Annotated in this window: 20 protein-coding genes; 16 read left to right on the top strand and 4 right to left on the bottom strand. The window is 57.8% G+C overall.

The genetic code is table 11. The annotated features are described in order from the left end of the window. Positions 1–32 precede the first annotated feature (32 nt). From CMQ96_RS21655 to CMQ96_RS21595, 13 genes are all read left to right on the top strand, one after another. On the top strand, positions 33–4,979 hold the full coding sequence (locus CMQ96_RS21655; protein ID WP_098067314.1) for an alpha-2-macroglobulin: 4,947 nt from the start codon (positions 33–35) through the stop codon (positions 4,977–4,979). Further along, positions 4,980–7,304 carry a peptidoglycan glycosyltransferase PbpC gene (gene pbpC, locus CMQ96_RS21650; RefSeq protein WP_049133075.1) on the top strand — a complete coding sequence of 775 codons (2,325 nt, stop codon included), beginning with the start codon at positions 4,980–4,982 and terminating at the stop codon, positions 7,302–7,304. A gap of 162 nt (positions 7,305–7,466) precedes the next feature. Further along, a complete protein-coding gene (gene ndk / locus CMQ96_RS21645; RefSeq protein ID WP_004114414.1) occupies positions 7,467–7,898 on the top strand; it encodes a nucleoside-diphosphate kinase in 432 nt (143 codons plus the stop codon). Between the two features lie 288 nt (positions 7,899–8,186). After that, the gene (locus tag CMQ96_RS21640) at positions 8,187–9,353 is read left to right on the top strand and encodes a bifunctional tRNA (adenosine(37)-C2)-methyltransferase TrmG/ribosomal RNA large subunit methyltransferase RlmN (RefSeq protein WP_004123586.1); all 1,167 of its coding nucleotides are present in this window, start codon (positions 8,187–8,189) and stop codon (positions 9,351–9,353) included. Positions 9,354–9,628: 275 nt separating this feature from the next. Continuing rightward, the gene (gene rodZ / locus CMQ96_RS21635; protein ID WP_049088335.1) at positions 9,629–10,588 is read left to right on the top strand and encodes a cytoskeleton protein RodZ; all 960 of its coding nucleotides are present in this window, start codon (positions 9,629–9,631) and stop codon (positions 10,586–10,588) included. 26 nt (positions 10,589–10,614) lie between these two features. After that, positions 10,615–11,736, top strand: a complete 1,122-nt coding sequence (gene ispG / locus CMQ96_RS21630; RefSeq protein WP_004136451.1) for a flavodoxin-dependent (E)-4-hydroxy-3-methylbut-2-enyl-diphosphate synthase — start codon at positions 10,615–10,617, stop codon at positions 11,734–11,736. 91 nt (positions 11,737–11,827) lie between these two features. Beyond that, positions 11,828–13,102 carry a histidine--tRNA ligase gene (gene hisS, locus CMQ96_RS21625; protein ID WP_049100569.1) on the top strand — a complete coding sequence of 425 codons (1,275 nt, stop codon included), beginning with the start codon at positions 11,828–11,830 and terminating at the stop codon, positions 13,100–13,102. A 34-nt stretch (positions 13,103–13,136) separates the two neighbouring features. Beyond that, the gene (locus CMQ96_RS21620; RefSeq protein WP_098067313.1) at positions 13,137–13,757 is read left to right on the top strand and encodes a YfgM family protein; all 621 of its coding nucleotides are present in this window, start codon (positions 13,137–13,139) and stop codon (positions 13,755–13,757) included. Between the two features lie 10 nt (positions 13,758–13,767). Then, positions 13,768–14,946 carry an outer membrane protein assembly factor BamB gene (gene bamB / locus CMQ96_RS21615; protein ID WP_004104478.1) on the top strand — a complete coding sequence of 393 codons (1,179 nt, stop codon included), beginning with the start codon at positions 13,768–13,770 and terminating at the stop codon, positions 14,944–14,946. Between the two features lie 114 nt (positions 14,947–15,060). Beyond that, positions 15,061–16,539, top strand: a complete 1,479-nt coding sequence (gene der / locus CMQ96_RS21610; protein WP_024359349.1) for a ribosome biogenesis GTPase Der — start codon at positions 15,061–15,063, stop codon at positions 16,537–16,539. Positions 16,540–16,697: 158 nt separating this feature from the next. Then, positions 16,698–17,075: a TonB family protein gene (locus CMQ96_RS21605; protein ID WP_004136454.1), complete on the top strand. Its 378-nt coding sequence runs from the start codon at positions 16,698–16,700 to the stop codon at positions 17,073–17,075. Positions 17,076–17,133: 58 nt separating this feature from the next. Continuing rightward, positions 17,134–17,526 carry a cell envelope integrity TolA C-terminal domain-containing protein gene (locus CMQ96_RS21600; protein ID WP_024359348.1) on the top strand — a complete coding sequence of 131 codons (393 nt, stop codon included), beginning with the start codon at positions 17,134–17,136 and terminating at the stop codon, positions 17,524–17,526. A 119-nt stretch (positions 17,527–17,645) separates the two neighbouring features. After that, positions 17,646–17,861 (top strand): zinc ribbon domain-containing protein, encoded by a 216-nt coding sequence (locus CMQ96_RS21595; protein WP_004136456.1) that lies wholly within the window; start codon positions 17,646–17,648, stop codon positions 17,859–17,861. Here CMQ96_RS21595 and CMQ96_RS21590 read toward each other — a convergent pair. The 3 genes from CMQ96_RS21590 to xseA form a co-directional block, all read right to left on the bottom strand. Continuing rightward, positions 17,858–18,202: a protealysin inhibitor emfourin gene (locus CMQ96_RS21590; RefSeq protein WP_082236876.1), complete on the bottom strand. Its 345-nt coding sequence runs from the start codon at positions 18,200–18,202 to the stop codon at positions 17,858–17,860. The genes CMQ96_RS21595 and CMQ96_RS21590 overlap by 4 nt on opposite strands. Then, entirely contained in the window at positions 18,199–19,227 is a 1,029-nt protein-coding gene (locus tag CMQ96_RS21585) for a M4 family metallopeptidase (RefSeq protein WP_049088333.1), read from the bottom strand. The genes CMQ96_RS21590 and CMQ96_RS21585 overlap by 4 nt, the downstream gene beginning before the upstream one ends. Before the next feature lie 81 nt (positions 19,228–19,308). Beyond that, positions 19,309–20,682, bottom strand: a complete 1,374-nt coding sequence (xseA, locus tag CMQ96_RS21580) for an exodeoxyribonuclease VII large subunit (protein ID WP_098067312.1) — start codon at positions 20,680–20,682, stop codon at positions 19,309–19,311. A 158-nt stretch (positions 20,683–20,840) separates the two neighbouring features. Between xseA and guaB the strand changes: the two genes are divergently transcribed. Both guaB and guaA read left to right on the top strand, forming a co-directional pair. Further along, entirely contained in the window at positions 20,841–22,307 is a 1,467-nt protein-coding gene (gene guaB, locus CMQ96_RS21575; RefSeq protein WP_004123540.1) for an IMP dehydrogenase, read from the top strand. A gap of 68 nt (positions 22,308–22,375) precedes the next feature. Further along, positions 22,376–23,953: a glutamine-hydrolyzing GMP synthase gene (guaA, locus tag CMQ96_RS21570; protein ID WP_024359343.1), complete on the top strand. Its 1,578-nt coding sequence runs from the start codon at positions 22,376–22,378 to the stop codon at positions 23,951–23,953. A 155-nt stretch (positions 23,954–24,108) separates the two neighbouring features. Here guaA and CMQ96_RS21565 read toward each other — a convergent pair whose 3' ends face one another. Beyond that, positions 24,109–25,305: an MFS transporter gene (locus CMQ96_RS21565; protein WP_049086880.1), complete on the bottom strand. Its 1,197-nt coding sequence runs from the start codon at positions 25,303–25,305 to the stop codon at positions 24,109–24,111. A gap of 97 nt (positions 25,306–25,402) precedes the next feature. Between CMQ96_RS21565 and CMQ96_RS21560 the strand changes: the two genes are divergently transcribed. Then, complete coding sequence (locus CMQ96_RS21560) at positions 25,403–26,290, top strand: LysR family transcriptional regulator (RefSeq protein WP_024359341.1); 888 nt, start codon at positions 25,403–25,405, stop codon at positions 26,288–26,290. The last annotated feature ends 1 nt before the right edge of the window (position 26,291 follow it).

Here is a 26,291-nt window from a genome sequence, read left to right as displayed (position 1 = left end):
GTATCCGGCCTGCGGGCCGAGGGGTTAGAAGGATGAAACCATTTCGTTTGGCGGCACTATCTCTGGCGCTGCTCACCGCGCTATCGTTGACCGGCTGCGACGACAGCGGCAAACCGCAGGCAGCTGCGCCCGCGGCGTCTGCGGCGACGGATAAAGCTAGCGCGAAGCCGGATGCCAGCCAGCTGGCGGCGCTGGCGGAAAAAAGCAAAGGCAAAGCGCTAACGCTGCTGGATGCCTCGGAAGTACAGCTCGACGGCGCGTCGACGATGGTGCTGACCTTCTCAATCCCTCTGCAGCCGGACCAGGATTTCTCCCGTAGCGTACATCTGGTCGATAAAAAAAGCGGCAAAGTTGATGGGGCCTGGGAGCTGGCGCCTAACCTGAAAGAGCTGCGGCTTCGCCATCTTGAGCCAAAACGCGAGCTGATTGTATCGGTAGATCCAACCCTGGCGGCGCTGAATAAAGCGACCTTTGACAGCAGCTTTGAAAAAACCATTACCACCCGCGATATTGCCCCGAGCATCGGCTTTGCCAGCCGCGGCTCGCTGCTGCCGGGGAAAGTAGTGGCCGGATTGCCGGTGATGGCGCTGAATGTCGATAACGTCGACGTCAATTTTTTCCGTATTAAACCGGAATCACTTTCGGCCTTCGTCAGCCAATGGGAATACCGTAATTCATTGAGCAATTGGGAGTCGGACGAGCTGCTGAAGATGGCCGATCTGGTCTATACCGGCCGTTTTGACCTCAACCCCGCGCGTAATACGCGTGAAAAAATGCTGCTGCCGCTGGCGGATATCAAACCGCTGCAGGAGCCGGGCGTGTATATCGCGGTGATGAACCAGGCGGGCCGCTACAGCTACAGCAACGCCGCGACGCTGTTCACCCTCAGCGATATCGGCGTATCCGCGCACCGTTACCACAACCGGCTGGATGTCTTTACCCAAAGTCTGGAAAACGGCGCGGCGCAGTCCGATATCGATGTTCAGCTCTTGAACGCCAAAGGGCAGACGCTGGCGCAGGCGAAGAGCGACGGCCAGGGCCATGTGACGCTGCAAACGGACAAAGAAGCGGCGCTGCTGCTGGCGCGTAAGGACGGGCAAACCACCCTGCTGGATCTCAAACTCCCGGCGCTGGACCTGGCTGAATTTTCCATTGCCGGCGCGCCGGGGTTCAGCAAGCAGCTATTTATGTTTGGTCCGCGGGATCTCTATCGTCCGGGCGAAACGGTGATCCTCAACGCTTTACTGCGCGATAGCGACGGTAAACCGCTCCCCGAGCAGCCGGTGAAGCTGGAAGTGGTGCAGCCGAACGGCCAGGTCATTCGTTCGACGGTCAGCAAACCGGTTAACGGCCTGTACCAGTTTACTTATCCCCTAGATAGCGGCGCGGCGACCGGGATGTGGCACATTCGCGCCAGCACCGGCGACAACCAGCCGCGCGAGTGGGATTTTCACGTCGAAGATTTTATGCCTGAGCGTATGGCGCTAAATCTCACGCCGCAAAATGCGCCCGTCTCTCCGGCTGCGGATGTTAGCTTTGCGGTGACCGGTGCTTATCTGTACGGCGCGCCGGCCAGCGGCAACTCGCTGCAGGGCAAACTGTTCCTGCGTCCGCTGCGCGACGCCGTGCCCGCGCTGCCGGGCTTCCAGTTTGGCGACATTGCCGAAGAGAACCTTTCCCGCAGCCTGGATGAAGTACAGACCACGCTGGACGTTCGGGGCCATGCAGAAGTCACCGCCGCCAGCCAGTGGCAGGAGAGCCGCTCTCCGCTGCAGGTGATCCTGCAGGCCAGCCTGCTGGAGTCCGGCGGACGTCCGGTCACGCGCACCGTCAGACAGCCAATCTGGCCTGCCGATACGCTACCGGGTATCCGGCCAGAATTTGCCCTGAAAGAGGTTTATGACTATCGCACCGACAGCACCGTCAAGCAGCCGGTGGTGGATGAAAACGGCGCCGCCGCGTTTGAGATTGTGTATGCCGATGCGAAAGGTGAGAAGAAGGCGGTCTCCGGGCTACAGGTGCGGTTAATTCGCGAACGCCGCGACTACTACTGGAACTGGTCCGATAGCGAAGGCTGGCAGTCGCAGTTCGATCAAAAAGATCTTCAGGAAGGCGAGGAGTCGCTGGATATTTCAGCCGGACAAACGGCGAAAGTGAGCTTCCCGGTCGAGTGGGGTTCTTATCGCCTGGAAGTCAAAGGGCCAGATGATGTGGTCAGCAGCGTGCGCTTCTGGGCCGGATACAGCTGGCAGGATAACAGCGACGGCCAGGGGGCGGCGCGTCCGGACCGCGTCACCATGAAGCTGGATAAACCGGCCTATAAACCGGGCGATACCATCAAGCTTCATATCGCCGCGCCGGCAGCCGGTAAAGGCTATGCGCTGGTGGAATCAAGCGAAGGGCCGCTATGGTGGCAGGAGATTGACGTCCCGGCGGAAGGGATGGACTTATCGATCCCGGTGGATAAAGCGTGGAATCGTCACGACCTGTACCTCAGCGCGCTGGTTATTCGTCAGGGGGATAAATCCCGCTCCGCGACGCCAAAACGGGCGGTGGGCCTGCTGCACCTGCCGCTCGGCGACGAAAACCGTCGTCTGAATCTGGCGCTGGAGGCGCCGGCTAAAATGCGCCCGAACCAGCCGCTGACGGTGAAGGTTAAGGCCAGCGTCAAAGAAGGCGAGATGCCGAAACAGGTTAACGTTCTGCTCTCCGCCGTGGATAGCGGGGTACTGAATATTACCGACTACGCGACGCCGGACCCGTGGAACGCTTTCTTCGGCCAGAAACGCTACGGGGCCGATATTTACGATATCTATGGTCAGGTGATTGAGGGGCAGGGGAGACTCGCCAGCCTGCGCTTCGGCGGCGACGGTGATGAACTTAAGCGCGGCGGCAAACCGCCGGTTAACCACGTGACGATTATCGCCCAGCAGGCGCAGCCGGTGGTGCTGGATGAGAAAGGCGAAGGGACGGTGACTCTGCCGATTGGCGACTTTAACGGCGAACTGCGGGTGATGGCCCAGGCGTGGACCGCTGACGATTTTGGCAGCAGCGAAGGGAAAACGATCGTGGCTGCGCCGGTCATTGCCGAGCTGAACATGCCGCGATTCCTCGCCAGCGGGGATACCACTCGTCTGGCGCTGGATCTCAGTAACCTGACCGATAAGCCGCAAACCCTCAACGTTGCGCTGGCCGCCAGCGGTCTGCTGCAGCTTGAAGGGGGAGAAATACCGCCGGTGCAGCTGGCGCCCGGCGCGCGCAGCACCCTGTTTGTACCCGTCCGCGCGCATGAAGGTTTCGGCGATGGTCAGGTGAATGCCATCATCAGCGGCCTGAACCTGCCGGGTGAAACCTTTACGCCGATGCAGAAGCAGTGGAAGCTCGGCGTGCGTCCGGCTTTCCCGGCGCAAACTGTCAATTCGGGCGCCGTCCTGCAACCAGGCGAAAGCTGGCAGGCTCCGGCGGCGCAAAGTGAGGGCTTCTCGCCGGCGACGCTGCAGGGACAGCTGGTGTTCAGCGGCAAGCCGCCGCTGAACCTGGCGCGCTATATTCGCGACCTGAAAGCCTATCCCTATGGTTGCCTGGAGCAGACCACCAGCGGGCTGTTCCCGTCGCTCTATACCAACGCCGTCCAGCTTAAAGCATTGGGCATCAGCGGCGATAGCGATGAAAAACGACGCGCGGCGGTGGATATCGGCATTTCTCGCCTGCTGCAGATGCAGCGCGATGATGGCGGTTTCGCCCTGTGGGATAAAGAGGGTCCGGAGGAGTACTGGCTAACGGCCTACGCGATGGACTTCCTCGTCCGGGCGGGCGAGCAGGGCTACAGTGTCCCGACTAACGCCGTCAACAGCGGTAACCAGCGTCTGCTGCGTTATTTACAGGAGCCGGGGCTGATGACCGTCCGCTATAGCGATGATGCCCAGGCCAGCCGCTTTGCCGCTCAGGCCTATGCCGCGCTGGTGCTGGCCCGGCAGCAGAAAGCACCGCTCGGCGCGCTGCGCGAGATCTGGAGTCGTCACGACCAGGCGCGTTCCGGTCTGCCGCTGCTGCAGTTGGGCGTAGCGTTGAAATTGATGGGCGATGCGCCGCGCGGCGACGAGGCCCTGAAGCTGGCGATGGCCACGCCGCGCCAGGATGCGGAACGCTGGCTCGGCGATTACGGCAGCGAGCTGCGCGACGATGCGCTGAAGCTGGCGCTGCTGGAGGAGAATAAACTGCTGCCGGAAGCGCAAAATACGCTGCTCAGCAATCTGGCGGAAGAGGCATACGGCCAGCGCTGGCTTTCGACGCAGGAGAGTAATGCTCTGTTCCTGGCCGGGCGTACGTTGCAGGACCGTCCCGGCAGCTGGCAGGCGCAAACCTCCGTGCAGGCCGAACCGCTCTCCGGCGATAAAGCGCAAACCCGCAACCTGACCGGCGACCAGCTGGCGGCGCTGCAGGTCACCAACACCGGCCAGCAGGCGCTGTGGCTTCGCCTCGACAGCAGCGGATATCCGCAGAGCGCTCCGCAGCCGGGAGGCAACGTGCTGGGAATCGAGCGGCAAATTTTCGATACCCAGGGCCAGCAGAAATCGCTCGCTTCGCTGCGCAGCGGCGAACTGGTGCTGGTGAAGCTGGAAGTCACGGCCAAACGCAACGTGCCGGACGCGCTGGTAGTGGATTTACTCCCGGCGGGGCTGGAGCTGGAAAACCAGAATCTGGCTAACAGCAGCGCCAGCCTGCAGGAAAATGGCGAAGCGGTGCAGAATCTGCTTAACCAGATGCAGCAGGCGGATATCCAGCACATTGAGTTTCGCGACGATCGCTTCGTCGCCGCGGTGGCTATCAATGAAGGCCAGCCGGTGACGCTGGTTTATCTGGCGCGCGCGGTGACGCCGGGCACTTATCAGGTACCGCAGCCGCAGGTCGAGTCAATGTACGTGCCGCAGTGGCGGGCAACCGGCGCGGCCAGCGGACCGCTAACCGTTGCGCCCTAAATGCGGGTATTGAAGCGTATAAAACGCCGCTGGCGCTGGCTGGCGGCGTTTATTTTTTTGCTGTGGCTATTGCTGCTGGCGGCCGATCGGCTATGGCCGCTGCCGCTGCATGAGGTTACGCCTGCCAGAGTGGTGGTGGCGGAAGACGGCACGCCGCTGTGGCGCTTTGCCGATGCGCAGGGCGTCTGGCGCTATCCGGTGACGCTGGCCGACGTTTCGCCGCGCTATTTACAGGCGCTGATCCACTATGAAGATCGCTGGTTCTGGGATCATCCCGGCGTCAATCCGCTCTCGATCGCTCGCGCCGCCTGGCAGGATCTCACTTCCGGCAGAGTGATCTCCGGGGGCAGCACCCTCACCATGCAGGTGGCGCGCCTGCTCGATCCTCATCCCCGCACCTTTGGCGGCAAGCTGCGGCAGCTATGGCGAGCGCTGCAGCTGGAGTGGCATCTGTCAAAAAGCGAGATCCTCACGCTCTACCTCAACCGCGCGCCGTTCGGCGGTACGCTGCAGGGGATCGGCGCGGCCAGCTGGGCCTATCTGGGTAAACCCCCCGCGCAGCTAAGCTACGGCGAAGCGGCGCTGCTGGCGGTATTGCCGCAGGCGCCGAGCCGCTTACGTCCGGACCGCTGGCCCGAGCGGGCGCAGGCAGCGCGCGATAAAGTCCTGCTGCGAATGGAAAGCCAGGGCGTGTGGCCGTCGCAGCCGGTGGGAGAAGCTCTCGAAGAGCCCGTCTGGCTGTTTCCGCGGCAGATGCCGCAGCTGGCGCCGCTTTTTGCCCGCCGCGCGCTGGCGAGCAGCCGCGCAGAGAAGGTGGTCACGACGCTGGATGCCGGGCTACAGCGGCAGCTGGAAGATCTGGCGCTGAACTGGAAATCGCGCCTGCCGCCGCGCAGTTCTTTAGCGATGATCGTGGTCGACCATACCAATATGAAGGTGCGCGGCTGGGTAGGATCGGTGGATATTGGCGATGATAGCCGCTTTGGTCATATTGATATGGTCTCGGCGATCCGCTCCCCCGGCTCGGTACTGAAGCCGTTTGTCTATGGTATGGCACTGGATGAGGGGCTGATCCATCCGGCCTCATTACTGCAGGACGTGCCGCGACGCTTTAGCGACTACCGACCGGGCAACTTTGACAGCGGGTTTCACGGGCCGGTGAGCGCCAGCGACGCGCTGGTTCGCTCGCTGAACCTTCCGGCAGTGCAGGTGCTGGAGGCCTACGGACCGAAGCGTTTTGCCGCCAGGCTACGCAATGCCGGATTGCCGCTGATGCTGCCCGCTGGCGCGGAGCCGAATTTATCGCTGATCCTCGGCGGCGCCGGCGCGCGTCTGGCGGATATCGTGGCGGCGTACAGCGCGTTCGCCCGCCACGGCAAGGCGGGACAATTGCGCATCACGCCGGACTCGCCGCTGGTTGAGAGGCCGCTGCTGTCGCCGGGGGCCGCGTGGATCGTGCGGCGCATACTGGCCGGCGAAGCGCAGCCGGTGCCCGATGCGTCGCTGGTGAAGGTGGTGCCGCTGGCGTGGAAAACCGGCACCAGCTACGGCTATCGCGACGCCTGGGCGATCGGCGTGAATGCCCGCTATCTGATTGGTATCTGGACCGGACGGCCCGACGGCACGCCGGTCGTCGGACAGTTTGGCTTCGTCAGCGCGGTGCCGCTGCTGAATCAGGTCAATAATCTGCTGCTGGCGCGACCGGCTATGAGCCGCGGCGGATTACCGGCCGATCCTCGCCCGTCGTCGGTCAGCGCCGGGACCGTGTGCTGGCCCGGCGGGCAGAATTTAGCGGCGGGCGACGCGAACTGCCGCCGACGGTTGGCAACCTGGCTGCTCGACGAGAGCCAGCCGCCGACCCTGCTGCTGCCTGGTCAGGAGGGGATTCGCGGGATTCGTTTTCCGGTATGGCTGAATGAGAAAGGGGAGCGGGTGGCGGCAGATTGCCCAGGCGCGGTGGCGAAAAGCCTCGACGTCTGGCCGCTGCCGCTTGAACCCTGGCTGCCCGCGGGCGAACGGCGTCGCGCCAGGTTGCCGGCGGTTTCGGCGGACTGCCCGCCGGTGCAAACCGTCGATGCCGCCCCGCTGGTGCTATCCGGCATCCGTGAAGGCGCGGTGGTTAAACGTCTGCCCGGCGAGCTGAAGGTGATGCTGCCGCTGCAAACGACCGGCGGGGAAGGGCGGCGCTGGTGGTTTCTGAACGGCGAACCGCTGACCGCGGAAGGCGCCAGCGCCATCCTTAACCTTGAGCGCCCCGATAGTTATCAGCTAGTGGTGATGGATGAGGCGGGGCAGATTGTTGCCGCTAACTTCACCGTGCAATAAACAGAACTTGCCTGAATTAGCCGGATTTGTTGTTTAAGGTCGCTTTTTTTTAAAAAAATGTTACCTAAACACATAGGCAACCGCCTTAGATGATGATTATAATTCGCGCCGTATTTATCGGTCTCATCTGCGAAACAGAACAACATATATAAAGAGGTTATCATGGCTATTGAACGTACTTTTTCCATCATCAAACCAAACGCGGTGGCAAAAAACGTTATTGGCGGCATCTTTTCTCGCTTTGAAGCTGCAGGGTTCAAAATTGTTGGCACCAAAATGCTGCATCTGACCGTTGAGCAGGCTCGCGGCTTCTATGCTGAGCACGAAGGTCGCCCGTTCTTTGACGGTCTGGTTGAATTTATGACTTCCGGTCCGATCGTGGTTTCCGTGCTGGAAGGCGAAAATGCGGTTCAGCGTCATCGTGACCTGCTGGGCGCAACCAACCCGGCGAACGCGCTGGCGGGTACCCTGCGCGCAGACTACGCTGACAGCTTCACCGAGAACGGCACCCACGGTTCCGATTCTGTTGAATCCGCCGCGCGCGAAATCGCGTTTTTCTTTGCTGAAGGCGAGGTTTGTCCGCGCACCCGCTAATCCTCGTCGGCTTTTCGACCGTCGCGGTATTGGCTGCGCGCGTTCACCCGGTCACATAGTTATCTATGCTCCCGGGGCTTCACTTGCTTGCCGCCTTGCGACAATCGAAAATCCTTATAGGATCTGCCAGGCAGTTACAGATTTTTTCATCATTGCAGCGTGCAAACGTGGTATTGATGGGCCAGAATTTGTAGAATACAGCGCCCCGGATGAGCAGTCGCTCCCGGGGCGTTTCTTTTTTCAACCCTCCAGGGGCCATAACGTGTAATAACGAGGCCGGAATCAATTATGTCTGAACAAATAGTCACGCCTGATAGCGCCGCTCTGACGGTGCCGAACAAAGATGCCAAAATCAACCTGCTGGATTTGAACCGTCAGCAGCTGCGCGAGTTTTTCAAAAACATGGGCGAAAAGCCTTTTCGCGCCGATCAGGTGATGAAATGGATGTATCACTACTGCTGCGATAACTTTGATGAGATGACCGACATCAACAAGGTTCTGCGCGGAAAATTAAAGGAAGTCGCGGAGATCCGCGCGCCGGAAGTCGTGGAAGAGCAGCGCTCGAGCGACGGCACCATCAAGTGGGCGATTGCCGTTGGCGATCAGCGCGTCGAAACCGTGTACATCCCGGAAGACGATCGCGCCACCCTGTGCGTTTCTTCCCAGGTGGGCTGCGCGCTGGAGTGTAAATTCTGTTCTACGGCCCAGCAGGGTTTTAACCGCAACCTGCGGGTTTCGGAAATTATCGGCCAGGTCTGGCGCGCGGCGAAAATCGTCGGCGCGGTGAAGACCACCGGCGTACGTCCGATTACCAACGTAGTGATGATGGGGATGGGCGAGCCGCTGCTGAACCTGACTAACGTGGTTCCGGCCATGGAAATCATGCTTGACGACTTCGGCTTTGGTCTTTCTAAGCGTCGCGTCACGCTCTCCACCTCCGGCGTGGTGCCAGCGCTTGATAAGCTTGGCGATATGATTGACGTCGCGCTGGCCATCTCTCTGCACGCGCCGAACGATACCATTCGCGACGAAATCGTGCCGATCAACAAGAAATACAACATCGAGACCTTCCTGAACTCGGTGCGCGGCTATATTTCGAAGTCCAACGCCAACCAGGGCCGCGTCACTATCGAATACGTCATGCTGGATCACGTCAACGACGGCACCGAGCATGCGCATGAGCTGGCCGCGCTGCTGAAAGATACGCCGTGCAAGATCAACCTGATCCCATGGAACCCCTTCCCTGGCGCGCCGTATGGCCGTAGCTCCAACAGCCGTATCGACCGTTTCTCCAAGGTGTTAATGGAGTATGGTTTCACCACGATCGTGCGTAAAACCCGCGGCGACGATATCGACGCAGCCTGCGGTCAGCTGGCCGGCGACGTTATCGACCGTACCAAGCGTACGCTGCGTAAACGTATGCAGGGCGAAGCGATCGACGTGAAGGCGGTCTGATCATAAATGATGCAGCGCACAGCCTGGGCGGTGCGTTGCATATTTGTGGAATAGCCGGGCGAAATACGCTGTTGTGGTTAATAATTACGGTGCGTTTTTGTCGACTTTGAGGCAGTATGTAGCGGTACAACAACCGCTTAGCATTCAATTTTGATAAGTCTCTGTGATACCAGGTCATACGGACTTATACTGTTTGTCTGACGTTGAGCAGATGTCTCGCGGCGCGGGGTAACCGGCGCTGAATTTTAAATTTCACGTACCAGTAGTTGTAGCGAATGAATACTGAAGCCACTCAAGACCATCAAGAAGCAAACACTACGGGCGCGCGTCTGCGTAATGCCCGCGAACAACTCGGGCTCAGCCAGCAGGCGGTGGCTGAACGCTTATGCCTGAAGGTTTCCACGGTTCGTGATATTGAAGACGATAAGGCACCCGCCGATCTTGCTTCAACCTTCCTGCGCGGCTATATCCGCTCTTATGCTCGCCTTGTGCACATTCCAGAAGAAGAGCTGCTGCCGATGATGGCCAAGCAGGCTCCGATTCGGGCGGCGAAAGTTGCCCCCATGCAGACCTTCTCGCTGGGTAAACGTCGCAAAAAGCGCGACGGTTGGCTGATGAGCTTTACCTGGCTGGTGCTGTTCGTGGTGATCGGCCTCAGCGGCGCCTGGTGGTGGCAGGACCACAAAGCGCAGCAGGATGAGATCTCCACGATGGCCGATCAATCCTCCGCCGAACTGAATTCTGGCGATAACAACAGCCAAAGCATCCCGCTGGATAATCAATCGGCGAATTCCGCACCGGATACCGCTGCCAATAGCGCGCCTGTCGAGACCTCTCCGGCGCCGACTCCAGCACCGGCCCCGGCTCCGGTCGAGAATAACGCCGTGGTCGCGCCTTCGCAGGCAAACGTTGATACGGCGGCAACTTCGCCGTTACCGACCGATCAGGCAAACGTGACCGCTGCGGCGGCCTCCGCGCAGGATCTGGTGCTGAACTTCACCGCCGACTGCTGGCTGGAAGTGAGCGATGCGACCGGTAAAAAGCTGTTCAGCGGTTTGCAGCGTAAAGGCGGTAACCTCAACCTGAGCGGCCAGGCACCTTATAAACTGAAAATCGGCGCCCCGGCAGCGGTACAGATTCAGTATTTGGGTAAACCTGTCGATTTAAGTCGTTTTATCAGAACTAACCAGGTTGCACGTCTGACCCTTAATGCCGAACAATCACCGGCGCAGTAACAGACGGGTAACGCGGGAGATTTTTCATGCATAACCAGGCTCCGATTCAACGTAGAAAATCAAAACGAATTTACGTTGGGAATGTGCCGATTGGCGATGGCGCCCCCATCGCCGTACAGTCGATGACAAACACGCGCACCACCGATGTGGCGGCGACGGTAAATCAAATTAAAGCCCTCGAGCGCGTTGGCGCGGATATCGTGCGCGTTTCGGTGCCGACGATGGATGCGGCGGAAGCGTTCAAACTTATCAAACAGCAGGTTAACGTCCCGCTGGTTGCCGATATCCACTTCGATTACCGCATTGCGCTGAAGGTAGCGGAATACGGCGTTGATTGCCTGCGTATTAACCCGGGCAATATCGGCAACGAAGAGCGTATCCGCATGGTGGTGGACTGCGCTCGCGATAAAAATATTCCTATCCGTATCGGGGTAAACGCCGGTTCTCTGGAAAAAGATCTCCAGGAAAAATACGGCGAACCGACCCCGCAGGCGCTGCTGGAATCGGCAATGCGCCATGTTGATCATCTCGATCGTCTCAACTTCGATCAGTTTAAAGTCAGCGTAAAAGCCTCCGATGTGTTCCTCGCGGTTGAATCCTATCGCCTGTTGGCGAAACAGATCGATCAGCCTCTGCACCTCGGGATCACCGAAGCGGGCGGCGCGCGCAGCGGCGCGGTGAAGTCCGCGATCGGCCTCGGCCTGCTGCTGTCTGAAGGGATCGGCGATACGCTGCGCGTCTCTCTGGCGGCGGATCCCGTTGAAGAGATCAAAGTGGGCTTCGATATTCTCAAGTCGCTGCGTATTCGCTCTCGCGGGATCAACTTTATTGCCTGCCCGACCTGTTCACGTCAGGAGTTTGACGTTATCGGTACCGTTAACGCGCTGGAGCAGCGCCTGGAAGATATCATTACGCCGATGGATATTTCGATCATTGGCTGCGTGGTAAACGGTCCCGGCGAGGCGCTGGTTTCCACCCTCGGCGTAACCGGCGGCAATAAGAAAAGCGGCCTGTACGAAGACGGCGTACGTAAAGACAGGCTGGATAACGACGATATGATCGATCAGCTGGAAGCGCGTATTCGCGCTAAAGCATCGATGCTGGATGAGGCGCGTCGCATCGATATCCAGCAGGTTGAAGCGAAATAACGTGTTGGGAAGCGATACGCTTCCCGTGTATGATTGAACCTGCGGGCGCGAGGCGCCGGGGTTCATTTTTGTATATATAAAGAGAATAAACGTGGCAAAGAACATTCAAGCCATCCGTGGCATGAACGATTATCTGCCGGGCGAAACCGCTCTCTGGCAGCGCATTGAAGGCTCACTGAAGCAGGTGCTTGGTAGCTACGGTTACAGCGAAATCCGTTTGCCGATTGTAGAGCAGACCCCGTTATTCAAACGCGCTATCGGCGAAGTGACCGACGTGGTTGAAAAAGAGATGTACACCTTTGAGGACCGTAACGGCGATAGCCTGACTCTGCGTCCGGAAGGCACGGCTGGCTGCGTACGCGCCGGTATCGAACATGGTCTCCTGTACAATCAAGAACAGCGCCTGTGGTACATTGGGCCGATGTTCCGCCACGAACGTCCGCAAAAAGGGCGCTACCGTCAGTTCCACCAGATTGGCGCCGAAGCGTTTGGCCTGCAGGGGCCGGATATCGATGCCGAGCTGATTATGCTGACCGCCCGCTGGTGGCGCGAGCTGGGCATCTCCGGCCACGTTGCGCTGGAGCTGAACTCTATCGGTTCGCTGGAGGCTCGCGCTAACTATCGCGATGCGCTGGTGGCCTATCTTGAGCAGTTTAAAGATAAGCTGGATGAAGACTGCAAACGCCGCATGTACACCAACCCGCTGCGCGTGCTGGATTCTAAAAACCCGGATGTACAGGCGCTTCTGAACGACGCTCCGACGCTGGGCGACTATCTTGATGAAGAGTCGAAAGCGCACTTCGCCGGGCTTTGCGCGCTGCTGGACGATGCCGGTATCCGCTATACCGTGAACCAGCGTCTGGTGCGCGGTCTCGACTATTACAACCGCACCGTGTTTGAGTGGGTCACCACCAGCCTCGGTTCTCAGGGCACCGTCTGCGCCGGGGGCCGTTATGATGGTCTGGTTGAGCAGCTTGGCGGTCGCGCAACCCCTGGCGTCGGCTTTGCGATGGGGCTGGAACGTCTTGTTTTACTGGTTCAGGCAGTGAATCCGGAATTTAAAGCCGATCCTGTTGTCGATATATACCTGGTAGCCTCCGGAACTGACACCCAGTCCGCAGCAATGCGCCTGGCTGAACAGGTACGCGATGCGTTACCCGGCGTTAAGCTGATGACCAACCACGGCGGCGGCAACTTTAAGAAGCAGTTTGCGCGCGCTGATAAATGGGGCGCTCGCGTTGCGCTGGTGCTGGGCGAATCAGAAATCGCCGACGGAAACGTGGTAGTGAAAGATTTACGCTCAGGTGAGCAAACTACCGTAACGCAGGATAGCGTTGCCGCGCATTTGCGCACACTTCTGGGTTAATCTCCCGGGAATCATTAGTCAGGAGAAGGACTGCGTGGAACTTTACAATAACGAAAACGATCAGGTCGATGCGTTAAAGCGTTTCTTTGCTGAAAATGGCAAGGCGCTGGCCGTCGGGGTGATTTTGGGCGTTGGCGCGCTGGTTGGCTGGCGCTACTGGACCTCCCATCAGCTGGACACCGCCAGGGGCTCGTCTCTGGCTTATGAAAATGCGATTTCCGCGCTCAAATCGGATAAACCAGAAGCGCTGAACGCGGCGCAGAAATTTGCCGCCGACAGCAAAAACACCTATGGTGCGTTTGCGTCTCTTGAGTTGGCGCAGCAGTTTGTCGATAAAAACGACCTGCAGAACGCTGAAAAGCAGCTTCAGCAGGGGCTGGCAGCCGCTTCTGATGATAACCTGAAATCGGTTATCAATATGCGTCTTGCTCGCGTCCAGCTGCAGCTTAAGCAGCCTGATGCCGCGCTGAAAACCCTGGATGCCGTGAAAGGCGAAGGCTGGACCGCGATTGTCGCCGACATGCGCGGCGAGATCCTGCTGAGCAAAGGCGATAAGCAAGGGGCGAAAGCGGCATGGGAAGCGGGCGCGAAAAGCGATGCTTCACCGGCGCTCAGCGAAATGATGCGTATGAAAATAAATAATTTGTCCATCTGAGAGGGACTCGATGCAATTGCGTAAATTACTTTTGCCAGGGCTGCTTTCCGTTACCTTATTGAGCGGTTGTTCGCTGTTTAACAGCGAAGAAGATGTGGTGAAAATGTCGCCACTGCCGACGGTGGAAAACCAGTTTACGCCGTCCACGTCCTGGAGCACCTCCGTTGGCGGCGGTATTGGCGAATTCTACTCTAACCTGCACCCGGCGTTTGCTGATGGCGTTGTGTATGCCGCCGATCGTAAAGGCACCGTTAAAGCCCTGAATTCAGGCGACGGCAAAGAGGTGTGGTCGGTTAACCTGGCCGAGAAAGACGGCTGGTTCTCCCGCGCGCCTGCGCTGCTCTCCGGCGGCGTGACCGTCTCCGGCGGCCATGTTTATATCGGTAGCGAAAAAGCGAAAGTTTACGCGCTGAACACCAGCGACGGTACCGTTGCATGGGAAGCGAGCGTGGCGGGTGAAGCGATTTCCCGTCCGGTCGTCAGCGACGGTATGGTGCTGATTCATACTACTAACGGTCAGCTGCAGGCGCTGAACGAAGCTGACGGCGCGGTGAAATGGACCGTTAACCTGGATATGCCAGCGCTCTCTCTGCGCGGCGAATCCGCTCCGGCTACCGCGTACGGCGCAGCGATTGTGGGCGGCGATAACGGTCGCGTCAGCGCGGTGCTGATGCAGCAGGGCCAGATGATTTGGCAACAGCGTATCTCTACCGCCACCGGTCCGACTGAAATCGACCGTCTTAACGACGTCGACACGACGCCGGTTATCGTGAACGGCGTGATTTATGCGCTGGCCTATAACGGCAACCTGACGGCGCTGGATCTGCGCAGCGGCCAGATTATGTGGAAACGCGAGCTGGGTTCAGTGAACGATTTCATCGTCGACGGCAACCGTATATACCTGGTTGATCAAAACGACCGTCTGCTGGCGCTTACCACCGACGGCGGCGTGACGCTGTGGACGCAAAGCGATCTGCTGCACCGTCTGCTGACGGCGCCTGTGCTGTATAATGGCAACCTGGTGGTTGGCGATAGCGAAGGCTATATGCACTGGGTCAACCCGGAAGATGGTCACTTTGTGGCTCAGCAGAAGGTAGACAGCTCAGGCTTCCTGACCGATCCGGTTGTGGCTGACGGCAAACTGCTGATTCAGGCGAAAGACGGCACGCTGTACGCGATTACGCGTTAACAACAGCGGTAGTCTATTTTTGAGAAACGGCCCCTGGCAGACAGGGGCCGTTTTGGCTTTTTTAAAAACGCCGTGAAAATGGCGTTGTATCGATTTTAGTATGAGGCATTTAACATGATACCTGTGGTCGCGCTTGTCGGGCGCCCTAACGTTGGAAAATCCACGCTTTTTAACCGCTTAACGCGCACTCGCGATGCGTTGGTCGCGGATTTTCCGGGGCTGACTCGTGACCGTAAGTACGGTCGTGCTGAAGTGGAAGGCCGCGAATTTATCTGTATCGATACCGGCGGGATCGACGGTACCGAAGATGGCGTAGAAACGCGGATGGCGGAACAGTCGCTGCTGGCAATCGAAGAAGCGGACGTCGTGCTGTTTATGGTCGATGCGCGCGCGGGCCTGATGCCGGCGGATTCGGCAATTGCGAAACATCTGCGCTCTCGTGAAAAACCGACCTTCCTGGTGGCAAACAAAACTGACGGCATCGATGCCGATCAGGCGATTGCCGATTTTTGGTCGCTGGGTTTAGGCGAGATTTATCCCATCGCTGCTTCACACGGTCGCGGCGTCACCAGCCTGCTGGAGCATGTGCTGCTACCGTGGGTTGACGAGGTGAACCCGCCGGAAGAAGTGGACGAGGACGCGGCATACTGGGCGCAGTTTGAAGCGGAGCAGAACGGCGAAGAAGTTGAAGAGCCGGAAGATGATTTTAACCCGCAGGATCTGCCGATTAAGCTGGCGATTGTGGGCCGCCCGAACGTGGGTAAGTCAACGCTCACTAACCGTATTCTGGGCGAAGATCGTGTGGTGGTTTACGATATGCCGGGAACCACTCGCGACAGCATCTACATCCCGATGCAGCGCGATGAGCGGGAATACGTTCTTATTGATACCGCAGGCGTGCGTAAGCGCGGGAAAATTACCGATGTCGTCGAAAAATTCTCGGTGATCAAAACGCTGCAGGCGATTGAAGATGCCAACGTGGTGCTGTTGGTCATTGATGCGCGCGAAGGGATTTCCGATCAGGATCTCTCCCTGCTGGGCTTTATTCTCAACAGCGGCCGCTCGCTGGTGATTGTCGTCAATAAATGGGACGGCCTGAGCCAGGAAGTGAAAGAGCAGGTGAAAGAGACCCTCGACTTCCGTCTGGGCTTTATCGACTTTGCCCGCGTGCACTTTATCTCCGCGCTGCACGGCAGCGGCGTTGGCAACCTGTTCGAATCCGTACGCGAGGCGTACGACAGCGCCACCCGTCGCGTGGGCACCGCTATGCTGACCCGCATTATGACTATGGCTGCCGAAGACCATCAGCCGCCGCTGGTGCGCGGCCGTCGCGTGAAGCTGAAATATGCCCACGCCGGTGGTTATAACCCACCGATCGTGGTGATTCACGGTAACCAGGTTAAAGACCTGCCGGATTCGTACAAACGCTATCTGATGAACTACTTCCGTAAATCGCTGGAAGTGATGGGTACGCCGATTCGTATTCAGTTCAAGGAAGGGGAAAACCCGTTTGCCAACAAACGTAATACCCTGACGCCGAACCAGATGCGTAAGCGTAAGCGCTTGATCAAGCATATTAAGAAAAGCAAGTAAGTTAGCCGCCAGCCTCAAAAATCTAAAGCCCGCACCCGTCGGGCTTTTTTATTATCGCTATTGTTCATGCGCAGAATAATAATAAACTCGCTTGAGGCCGCGTTATAAATGTGAGAAAAACCAAGGAGGATAGATATTTTTGTGACAATGAGGTCAGAATGAAAAGCCTTTTAACTCTCCTGATGCTGTGTCTTATTCCCATAGCCTGTGCTGCTGAATCACAAGCGATTGAACCGCGCGTTAAGCCTGCTTATCCCGCGAAAGCTGAAAAAAAAGGAATACCAGGTCAGGTTAAAGCGCAATTTGACGTTGATGAGAACGGGCGGGTGATTAACGTTCAGTTATTAAGCTCCGATCCTTCAGGAATGTTTGATAATGAAGTCAGGGCCGCAATGGAAAAATGGCGATACGTCAAAGGGAAGCCTTCCAGCAATAACATCATTACCATTCATTTCACGCCCGGGCCGTCTTGCGTAGAGGTGCCAGCGCCAAACCAGCCCGGCAGTATTCAAAGCAGGGGCGTCCCTTTTCGCTAAAGTTGAACGCACGTGAAATAACGTAGGGACAATCGTAATAAACGCCGGGAACAGGGATATGAAAAAAACAATAGTGATGGTCGGTTTGGTTATTTTAGCCAGCAGCTGTGCGCCGTTTCATCCTTCTGACTGCCATAAAACATCAGCGCTTGGGAGCTGTAGCTCCGGACGATTCAGCGATGACGATGAATATGGCAGGCAGGCGAGAGCGATAAAAGAGTCTATTGATTCCCGGTTATCCAATCGCTACGGCTGGACGGGTAAAAAATGCACGATACATCTGAGTTTTAGCGATGAGGGTAAACTGAATAGCGTGACAACGAGCGAAGGTAATAAAGCATATTGTGCCGCGCTGGTTGATGCCGCTAAACGGGCCACTTTTCCGCCGTTCACCGATAAGCAGGTCTATGACGCTTTTGCTCAGTCCCGATTCAGTATGCAGGGTGAATAAAATTAAACGCGGCGGCCAGGCAGGGGGCGAATAGCCTGCGGAGGGTTAATGAGCGGCAGCAGCCACAGATTATGCAACCGTGATAAAATAAAGCTATATACCCATTGTCAGGAGTCACCATGGAATTTGATTGCCCCGTGTGCCATGCGCAGCTTGCTGTGCAGGGCAATAGCGCCCATTGCGAGCGTTGTGCGAAAGATTATGCTGTTGAAGCCCGCTGCCCGGATTGCCACCAGCCGCTAGAAGTATTAAAAGCCTGCGGCGCGGTGGATTACTTCTGCCAGCACGGCCACGGGCTGATTTCAAAAAAACGCGTCGAGTTTGTGCCTATTTAATCTTTATCGCTGACGCAGCCTTCACCGTCGCGCCAGAGTTCAATCAGTGAATTTGGCGCACGCTCCTCGGGAATGAGGATAATCAGGCTGTGATAATGCTGTTCGCTAATTATCTGAATGCGGAAGAAACGCTGGTCGCCGCTCCCCGGCGAGTCGGGCTGACCTGGCGGTTTGCCCAGCGGTAGCGACTGTTGGAGAATCGTCGCGATCCGCTGCCTTTGTTGCTCGTTAAGCCGGGCAACGACAATCTTCCGCATCCCGCTGAGCGCCGGGATCCAGGCGACGCCACCCTCGCGCGCCAGCTCAATGACCGCGTCATCGCTGAGATCGGGGAGATTCATAGCGCGACTCCGACCCGCTCCCAGGCCTGAGTAATCGCATCAGCGGCCTCTTTGCCTGAGCGTTTCTCGCCATGGTGAATCGTCAGTCTGGCAAAGGCGGAGAAGTCGGCGTCTTTTGCCAGAGAGTGATCGCACACCGCGTCGTACCAGGCATATCCCGCTTTTTCCCATGCAAAACCGCCGATTGCGCTGGCGGCGAGATAAAAGGCGTGATTAGGAATACCGGAGTTAATATGAACGCCGCCGTTATCCTGCTGGGTATGAACAAAATCTTTCATATGCGCGGGTTGCGGGTCTTTGCCAAGGATAGGGTCATCATAAGCGGTGCCAGGCTGCGACATAGAGCGCAGACCTTTGCCGTGGATGCCTTTCGCGAGTAGCCCTTCGCCAATGATCCAGTCCGCTTTGTCAGCCGTCTGCTGGCGCTGATATTGTTTGACCAGCGATCCAAAGACATCCGATAGCGATTCGTTGAGCGCGCCGGATTGTTCGAAATAGATGAGACCGGCTTCGCTCTCCGTCACGCCGTGGCTTAGCTCGTGCGCCACCACGTCAATAGCGATAGTAAAACGATTAAAAATCTCGCCATCGCCGTCGCCGAATACCATTTGTTGGCCGTTCCAGAACGCGTTTTGATATTCGTGACCATAGTGGACGCTGCCGGTGAGCTTCAACCCGCGGTTATCCAGCGAATCTCGCTGGTAGCTCTTCCAGAAAAAATCATGGGTGATGCCGAGATAGTCATAGGCTTCATCAACGGCTACGTCGCCGTTAGAGGGCTGTCCCTCAAAACGGACCTGGGTACCCGGTAGATCCTGGGTCTGCCCGGCATCATAAATGTCGCGTTCAAGCAGGCCCGGCGTGGTGACGTGGGGCGCGGCAGGGCGCCCTGGAACGTGCGCCATCAGGGTCTGAACGTGGCTGAGGGTATTCTGCGCGCAGCGCTGCTGCTGAAGAGAACCACGATCGACAATACGACGTAAGATGTAGGGCGGGATCACATAACGGGGATAAGCTTCTGGCATGTCACGCTCCTTAGCCGGGTAAAACCGTTTTAAAAGGGCATGACTGCAGTATAGTTATCACCGGTCGAAATGGCAGGATAATCAGGCTTTTTTGCGGGTACGGGTTTTCTTCACCGGCGTGATGTTCTTCACTTCGCTCTCTACCCAACCATCGTTCAGGCGGGTCGTGAGAAGGTCACCCTCGCGCACCTGCGTCGTTTGTTTCAGCACTTTGCCGTCGCTGGCGGAAGTGACGCTATAGCCGCGGGCGAGCGTCGCCAGCGGGCTGACGGCTTCCAGATGCGTGACCATATTACCGAAGCGTTCACGTTGATCGCCAAGACGCGCGCGGATGTTTTCCGCCAGCCGGTATTCCAGCTGTTGAATACGGCTCTGGGCGCGGTGAATGCGCGGCTGCGGATTTTGTTGATTCAGGCGCTGCGCGGCGCGCTGTTGGCGCTGGTCGGCGCGCTTCATCTGCGTCTCAAGAGCGAAACGCATGCGTTGGCGCAATCTTTCGAGTTCCGTTTGCTGACGGGCCAGCCGCAGCTGGGGATGCTGCTGCTGCAGGCGGTGAAAAATTTGGGTAAATCGGCGATGGCGGTTGGCAAGGAAGTAGTCCATTGCCATTTCGAGACGCTGCTGCCCGGACTGGAGCTGGCGCAGCAGCTCCTGCTGGTTGCGGCTGACAATTTCTGCCGCGGCGGAAGGCGTTGGCGCGCGCAGGTCGGCAACAAAATCGGCGATAGTGACGTCGGTCTCATGGCCTACGGCGCTGACGATGGGAATAGGGCTGGCGAAAATCGCCCGCGCCACCCGCTCGTCGTTAAAGCTCCATAGATCTTCCAGCGAACCGCCGCCGCGCCCGACAATCAGCACATCGCACTCATGGCGCGCGTTGGCCAGTTCAATGGCGCGAACGATCTGCCCCGGCGCATCTTCACCCTGTACGGTGGTCGGGTAGATAACGACCGGCAGGGAAGGATCGCGGCGCTTGAGCACGTGCAAAATATCGTGCAGCGCAGCGCCGGTTTTAGAGGTAATAACGCCAATGCAGTGCGCGGGGGAGGGGAGCGCTTTTTTATGCTGCTGATCGAACAAGCCTTCCGCGGCCAGCGCTGCCTTGAGCTGTTCATACTTCTGCTGCAGCAGACCTTCGCCCGCCGGCTGCATGCTTTCGACGATAATTTGATAATCGCCGCGCGGCTCGTAAAGCGTGATATTAGCGCGTACCAGCACCTGCTGCCCGTGCTGCGGGCGGAAGGTCACGCGGCGGTTGCTGTTGCGGAACATCGCGCAGCGCACCTGGGCGTTATCGTCCTTTAAGGTGAAGTACCAGTGACCAGAAGAGGGTTGGCTGAAGTTTGAAATTTCGCCGCTAATCCACACCTGGCCCATTTCACGTTCCAGCAGCAGTCGAACCGACTGATTGAGGCGGCTAACCGTGTAAATTGAGGGGGATTGAGATGGCAACATGTGAGCAAGATCAAATTTTAAATCAGCAGGTTATTCAGTCGATAGTAACCTGCTGGGAGGGGATCGCAAGTATTATTTGCAAAAAAGGGTAGATGCAATCGGTTACGCTCTGTATAATGCCACGGCAATATTTATCCACCCTGGTCGAGATATTGCCCATGCTACGTATCGCTAAAGAAGCCCTGACGTTTGACGACGTCCTCCTCGTTCCCGCTCACTCAACCGTTCTGCCAAATACCGCCGATCTCAGCACTCAGCTGACGAAAACCATTCGTCTGAATATTCCTATGCTTTCCGCTGCAATGGATACCGTGACTGAAGCGCGTCTGGCAATTGCCCTGGCACAGGAAGGCGGCATCGGCTTTATTCATAAAAACATGTCTATTGAACGCCAGGCTGAAGAAGTAAGGCGCGTGAAAAAGCATGAATCCGGCGTGGTGACCGACCCGCAGACCGTCCTGCCAACCACCACCCTGCGCGAAGTCAAAGTACTGACCGAACGCAACGGTTTTGCTGGCTATCCGGTGGTGACCGAAGACAACGAGCTGGTCGGCATTATCACCGGTCGCGATGTGCGTTTCGTCACCGACCTGAATCAGCCGGTTAGCGTTTATATGACGCCTAAAGAGCGTCTGGTGACCGTTCGCGAAGGCGAAAGCCGCGAAGTGGTCTTTGCCAAAATGCATGAGAAACGCGTTGAGAAAGCGCTGGTTGTGGATGACAGCTTCCATCTTCTCGGCATGATCACCGTTAAAGATTTCCAGAAAGCAGAACGTAAACCGAACGCCTGTAAAGATGAGCAGGGTCGCCTGCGCGTTGGCGCGGCGGTTGGCGCGGGCGCGGGCAACGAAGAGCGCGTTGATGCGCTGGTTGCCGCGGGCGTAGATATTCTGCTGATCGACTCCTCTCACGGCCACTCTGAAGGCGTATTGCAGCGTATTCGCGATACTCGCGCTAAATACCCTGACCTGCAAATCATCGGCGGCAACGTGGCGACCGGTGCGGGCGCTCGCGCGCTGGCGGAAGCCGGCTGCAGCGCGGTGAAAGTGGGTATCGGCCCTGGTTCCATCTGTACGACCCGTATCGTGACCGGCGTGGGCGTTCCGCAGATCACCGCCGTTTCCGACGCGGTTGAAGCGCTGGAAGGCACGGGTATCCCGGTTATCGCCGACGGCGGTATCCGTTTCTCCGGCGATATCGCGAAAGCGATTGCCGCGGGCGCGGCCGCCGTCATGGTCGGTTCGATGCTGGCGGGTACCGAAGAGTCTCCTGGCGAAATCGAACTCTATCAGGGCCGTTCTTACAAGTCTTACCGCGGTATGGGTTCCCTGGGCGCGATGTCTAAAGGTTCCTCCGATCGCTACTTCCAGACCGATAACGCCGCCGACAAACTGGTGCCGGAAGGTATCGAAGGTCGCGTCGCCTATAAAGGGCGTCTGAAAGAGATTATTCACCAGCAGATGGGCGGCCTGCGCTCCTGTATGGGTCTGACCGGTTGTGGTACCATCGACACCCTGCGGACCAAAGCGGAATTCGTGCGCATCAGCGGCGCGGGTATCCAGGAGAGCCACGTTCACGACGTGACCATCACTAAGGAATCCCCGAACTACCGCATGGGCTCCTGATTTTCATCGCCCGGCCACGCGCCGGGCGATTTATTTAACCTGTATCACTTGCCTCGGAATTATCGTCAATGACGGATAACATTCATAAACATCGTATTCTTATCCTGGACTTCGGTTCTCAGTACACCCAGCTGGTTGCGCGTCGCGTTCGTGAATTAGGTGTCTATTGCGAACTGTGGGCATGGGACGTGACTGAAGCTCAAATTCGTGAGTTTAATCCTAACGGCATTATTCTTTCCGGCGGCCCGGAAAGCACCACCGAAGATAACAGCCCGCGCGCGCCGCAGTATGTCTTCGAAGCCGGCGTGCCGGTTTTCGGCGTATGCTACGGCATGCAGACCATGGCGATGCAGCTGGGCGGACACGTTGAAGCGTCTAATGAGCGTGAGTTTGGCTATGCCCAGGTTGAGGTTCAAACCGATAGCGCCCTGATCCACGGTATTGAAGATGCGCTGAGCGCGGATGGTAAGCCGATGCTGGACGTCTGGATGAGCCACGGCGACAAAGTCACCGCCATCCCGTCTGACTTCGTCACCGTTGCCAGCACTGAAACCTGCCCGTTCGCCATTATGGCTAACGAAGAGAAGCGCTTCTACGGCGTGCAGTTCCACCCGGAAGTGACCCACACCCGTCAGGGTCTGCGCATGCTGGAGCGTTTCGTACGCGATATCTGCCAGTGTGAGGCGCTATGGACGCCAGCCAAAATTATCGACGATGCTATTGAGCGCATTCGTCAGCAGGTTGGCGACGATAAAGTGATCCTCGGCCTCTCCGGCGGCGTGGATTCTTCCGTGACCGCCATGCTGCTGCACCGCGCCATCGGCAAAAATCTGACCTGCGTCTTCGTGGATAACGGTCTGCTGCGTCTGAACGAAGCCCAGCAGGTTATGGACATGTTCGGCGACCGTTTCGGCCTGAATATCGTTCACGTTGAAGGCGAGGCGCGTTTCCTGTCTGCGCTGGCGGGGGAAAACGATCCGGAAGCGAAGCGTAAAATCATCGGTCGCGTGTTCGTGGAAGTGTTTGACGAAGAAGCGCTGAAGCTGGAAGACGTTAAATGGCTGGCGCAGGGCACGATCTACCCTGACGTCATCGAATCCGCCGCTTCCGCAACCGGTAAGGCGCACGTCATCAAATCTCACCACAACGTGGGCGGCCTGCCGAAAGAGATGAAGATGGGCCTCGTTGAGCCGCTGCGCGAGCTGTTCAAAGATGAAGTGCGTAAGATTGGCCTCGAGCTGGGTCTGCCGTACGACATGCTGTACCGTCACCCGTTCCCGGGCCCGGGTCTCGGCGTGCGCGTGCTGGGCGAAGTGAAGAAAGAGTACTGCGACCTGCTGCGTCGCGCGGACGCAATTTTCATCGAAGAGCTGCACAAAGCTGACCTGTACAACAAAGTGAGCCAGGCGTTCACCGTGTTCCTGCCGGTTCGCTCCGTCGGCGTCATGGGCGATGGCCGTAAGTACGACTGGGTGGTCTCCCTGCGTGCCGTCGAAACCATCGACTTTATGACCGCGCACTGGGCGCACCTGCCGTATGATTTCTTAGGCCGCGTGTCCAACCGCATCATCAATGAAGTCAACGGTATTTCCCGCGTGGTGTATGACATCAGCGGTAAGCCGCCGGCGACCATTGAGTGGGAATAAAATTTATTCTTTGTGTTAATTGAATAAAATAATGCCATTAGTGATTGACGTCATTAATGGCATTTTTTATAAGAATTACCGTAACTTACGGCATCCTCTAAAACGATGAATACGGTTTGTCTTACCGATAAATCAAAGTCACCGGATTCATACTGTTAGCCCCGTTCTTCAATCTCCGCGGGCGTCTTCTCACGGTGATCCCATGCAATTGACATCGCCAGGCCGAAAACCACCAGCGCCAGCGCGGCGGAAACCGCTAAACTGCCCCTCATCCCAAGATGATGATTCAGCCACGCGTAGACAAACGGCGAGGCGGCGGCCAGCAGCTGCGCGGGAATCAACAGAATGCCGGTTCGCCGGGCATAATCCTCCGCGGCGAAAAGCTGCAGCGGCAGGGTGGCTTTAAATACGGTCGTCAGGCCGTTGATCGCGCCGTAACCCAGTACAAATCCGCCGGCCGCCCAGGAGAGATAAGACCCGCTCAGACCGAGCGCAAAGCAGAGCGGCATCACCAGGGTGGTCAATAGCGTTAACCTTAACGGCGTAAGGGCGGAACCGGACGCTACTTCGAGAAAGCGCGCGCCGGTTTGCCCAATCCCCCACAGCATTCCCACTGCGACAGGCAGCCCGACGCTGGCGATAAACTCCGGGAGATGCGTCGAGGTACCGTTGGAAACGAAGGTCACCAGCGCAATCAGCGACGCGTAGAGCAGGGCGGAGCGCTTATCGCGGCCGGAGAGCCGCTGGCGTTTAATTGTCCGCCGGGGGGAGGGCAATTTATGATTTGGCATTTTCCACAGCAGCATAGCGCTAAGCAGGCCGAACAGGGCATAGATCAGCAGCGCATGCCGCCAGTTCATCTGCGTCAGCAACCCTGCCCCGAGCGGCCAGAACAGAGCCGAAGCCAGCCCTCCGGCCAGCGTCACGCGCGAGATGGTGAGTCTGGCGCTTTGCCCATAACTATTCACCAGCGCGGCGAACAGCGCGTCATAGAGCGCCAGGCGCATGCCGACTCCGGTCAGGGCCCAGGCGGCAAACCAGGCCGACAGGCTATGAACGTAAGCCATGATCAGGCAGCCTGCTGAAATCATCAGCGTACCTGTGACCACTATCCGTTGGCCGCCAAAGTGGGCCAGTAGCCGGGCGACAAACGGGGAGAGCATCGCCATCATCAGCATGGCGATAGTCAGGCCAAAGTAGATTTCCGTTGCGGCCCAGCCGGTTTCATGGGCGATAGCCCTGGCGAAAGTGCCGGGCATATAAAACGATATGCCCCAATTAATCAGTTGGTTGCACCCGGCGGCAAGCGTGACAAAGCCCGGCGCGGAGAGTGATTTTGTAGGTGTATCCATGATCGTCCATTTTGTTACGCTGTTGTCGCAGCATACCCTGCACGCTATTGTGGAGGCAGGCCGGTCCATTTATGACCCTTATAAGAGAAACTTTGTGATGACGACGCTCAATCTGGGAAATCTGGCGACGTTCCGCCTGGTGGTACAGCGCGGAAGCTTCTCAGCCGCAGCTGACCTGCTAGGGCTGTCGCAGCCAGCGGTAAGCCTACAGGTACGTCAGCTGGAACAATTTCTGCAAACCAGACTGCTGGAGCGCACCGGGCGGGGCATTAAGGCGACGGCGGCCGGAATCGCCTTGCTGGCGCATAGCGATCGAATTGAGCAGGCGGTGAGCGCAGCGGTGCAATCGGTTAGCGAATTCAACCGGGAAATTAGCGGTTCGGTGACGCTGGGGAGCGGGGCAACCGCCTGTATCCATCTGTTACCTTCGCTGTTGCAGAAGCTGCATCAGGATCATCCTCTGCTGACGGTGAAGGTCACGGTCGGCAATACGCTGGAAGTGGTTCGGGCTATCGAAGAGAATCGGCTCGATCTCGGGCTTTGTACGCTGCCGGCGAACGGACGCAGCCTGGCGGTAACGCCGGTATTAGATGAAGAGTTTGTCTGTATTTTTAGCGATGGACAGGACGAGCCGCCCTTGCCGCTGACGCCAGAAATACTCCAATCCTTGCCGTTAATTGCCTTTGAAGCGGGAAGTGGAACCCGGGATCTGATTGATGGCTGGTTTCGTCATGATGGACTGATGGTTGTGCCCGTCATGCAGTTAGGCAGCATTGAGGCAATTAAGCGTATGGTGCGCGCGGGACTGGGGTACAGCATTGTGCCGCGTATGGCGGTAGAGCATCCGCAGGATCGCATCGGCCTGAATGTGCAATCGTTGACTCCGCTGCTGTATCGCCAGCTAGGCGTCGTCATGCGCCAGGATAAAATCATCAGCAAAGGCATTGCTGAAGTGCTGCGTTTGCTACCTCAAATCGGTTGCTGAA

It is taken from the genome of Klebsiella sp. MBT K-1 (assembly GCF_002556465.1).
Lineage (GTDB): Bacteria > Pseudomonadota > Gammaproteobacteria > Enterobacterales > Enterobacteriaceae > Klebsiella > Klebsiella grimontii.
Note: the sequence above shows the minus strand (reverse complement) of the source record. Positions and strands in the feature narration are given on the sequence as shown.

Excerpts from the sequence above, each read along its gene's own strand:
- CMQ96_RS21655 (WP_098067314.1), top strand. The coding sequence starts at position 33 with ATGAAACCATTTCGTTTGGCGGCACTATCTCTGGCGCTGCTCACCGCG.
- xseA (WP_098067312.1), bottom strand. The coding sequence starts at position 20,682 with ATGTTGCCATCTCAATCCCCCTCAATTTACACGGTTAGCCGCCTCAAT.
- CMQ96_RS21605 (WP_004136454.1), top strand. The coding sequence starts at position 16,698 with ATGAAAAGCCTTTTAACTCTCCTGATGCTGTGTCTTATTCCCATAGCC.
- rodZ (WP_049088335.1), top strand. The coding sequence starts at position 9,629 with ATGAATACTGAAGCCACTCAAGACCATCAAGAAGCAAACACTACGGGC.
- guaA (WP_024359343.1), top strand. The coding sequence starts at position 22,376 with ATGACGGATAACATTCATAAACATCGTATTCTTATCCTGGACTTCGGT.
- der (WP_024359349.1), top strand. The coding sequence starts at position 15,061 with ATGATACCTGTGGTCGCGCTTGTCGGGCGCCCTAACGTTGGAAAATCC.
- CMQ96_RS21585 (WP_049088333.1), bottom strand. The coding sequence starts at position 19,227 with ATGCCAGAAGCTTATCCCCGTTATGTGATCCCGCCCTACATCTTACGT.
- ispG (WP_004136451.1), top strand. The coding sequence starts at position 10,615 with ATGCATAACCAGGCTCCGATTCAACGTAGAAAATCAAAACGAATTTAC.
- bamB (WP_004104478.1), top strand. The coding sequence starts at position 13,768 with ATGCAATTGCGTAAATTACTTTTGCCAGGGCTGCTTTCCGTTACCTTA.
- CMQ96_RS21595 (WP_004136456.1), top strand. The coding sequence starts at position 17,646 with ATGGAATTTGATTGCCCCGTGTGCCATGCGCAGCTTGCTGTGCAGGGC.
- pbpC (WP_049133075.1), top strand. The coding sequence starts at position 4,980 with ATGCGGGTATTGAAGCGTATAAAACGCCGCTGGCGCTGGCTGGCGGCG.
- CMQ96_RS21560 (WP_024359341.1), top strand. The coding sequence starts at position 25,403 with ATGACGACGCTCAATCTGGGAAATCTGGCGACGTTCCGCCTGGTGGTA.
- guaB (WP_004123540.1), top strand. The coding sequence starts at position 20,841 with ATGCTACGTATCGCTAAAGAAGCCCTGACGTTTGACGACGTCCTCCTC.
- CMQ96_RS21600 (WP_024359348.1), top strand. The coding sequence starts at position 17,134 with ATGAAAAAAACAATAGTGATGGTCGGTTTGGTTATTTTAGCCAGCAGC.
- CMQ96_RS21640 (WP_004123586.1), top strand. The coding sequence starts at position 8,187 with ATGTCTGAACAAATAGTCACGCCTGATAGCGCCGCTCTGACGGTGCCG.
- CMQ96_RS21590 (WP_082236876.1), bottom strand. The coding sequence starts at position 18,202 with ATGAATCTCCCCGATCTCAGCGATGACGCGGTCATTGAGCTGGCGCGC.
- CMQ96_RS21565 (WP_049086880.1), bottom strand. The coding sequence starts at position 25,305 with ATGGATACACCTACAAAATCACTCTCCGCGCCGGGCTTTGTCACGCTT.
- ndk (WP_004114414.1), top strand. The coding sequence starts at position 7,467 with ATGGCTATTGAACGTACTTTTTCCATCATCAAACCAAACGCGGTGGCA.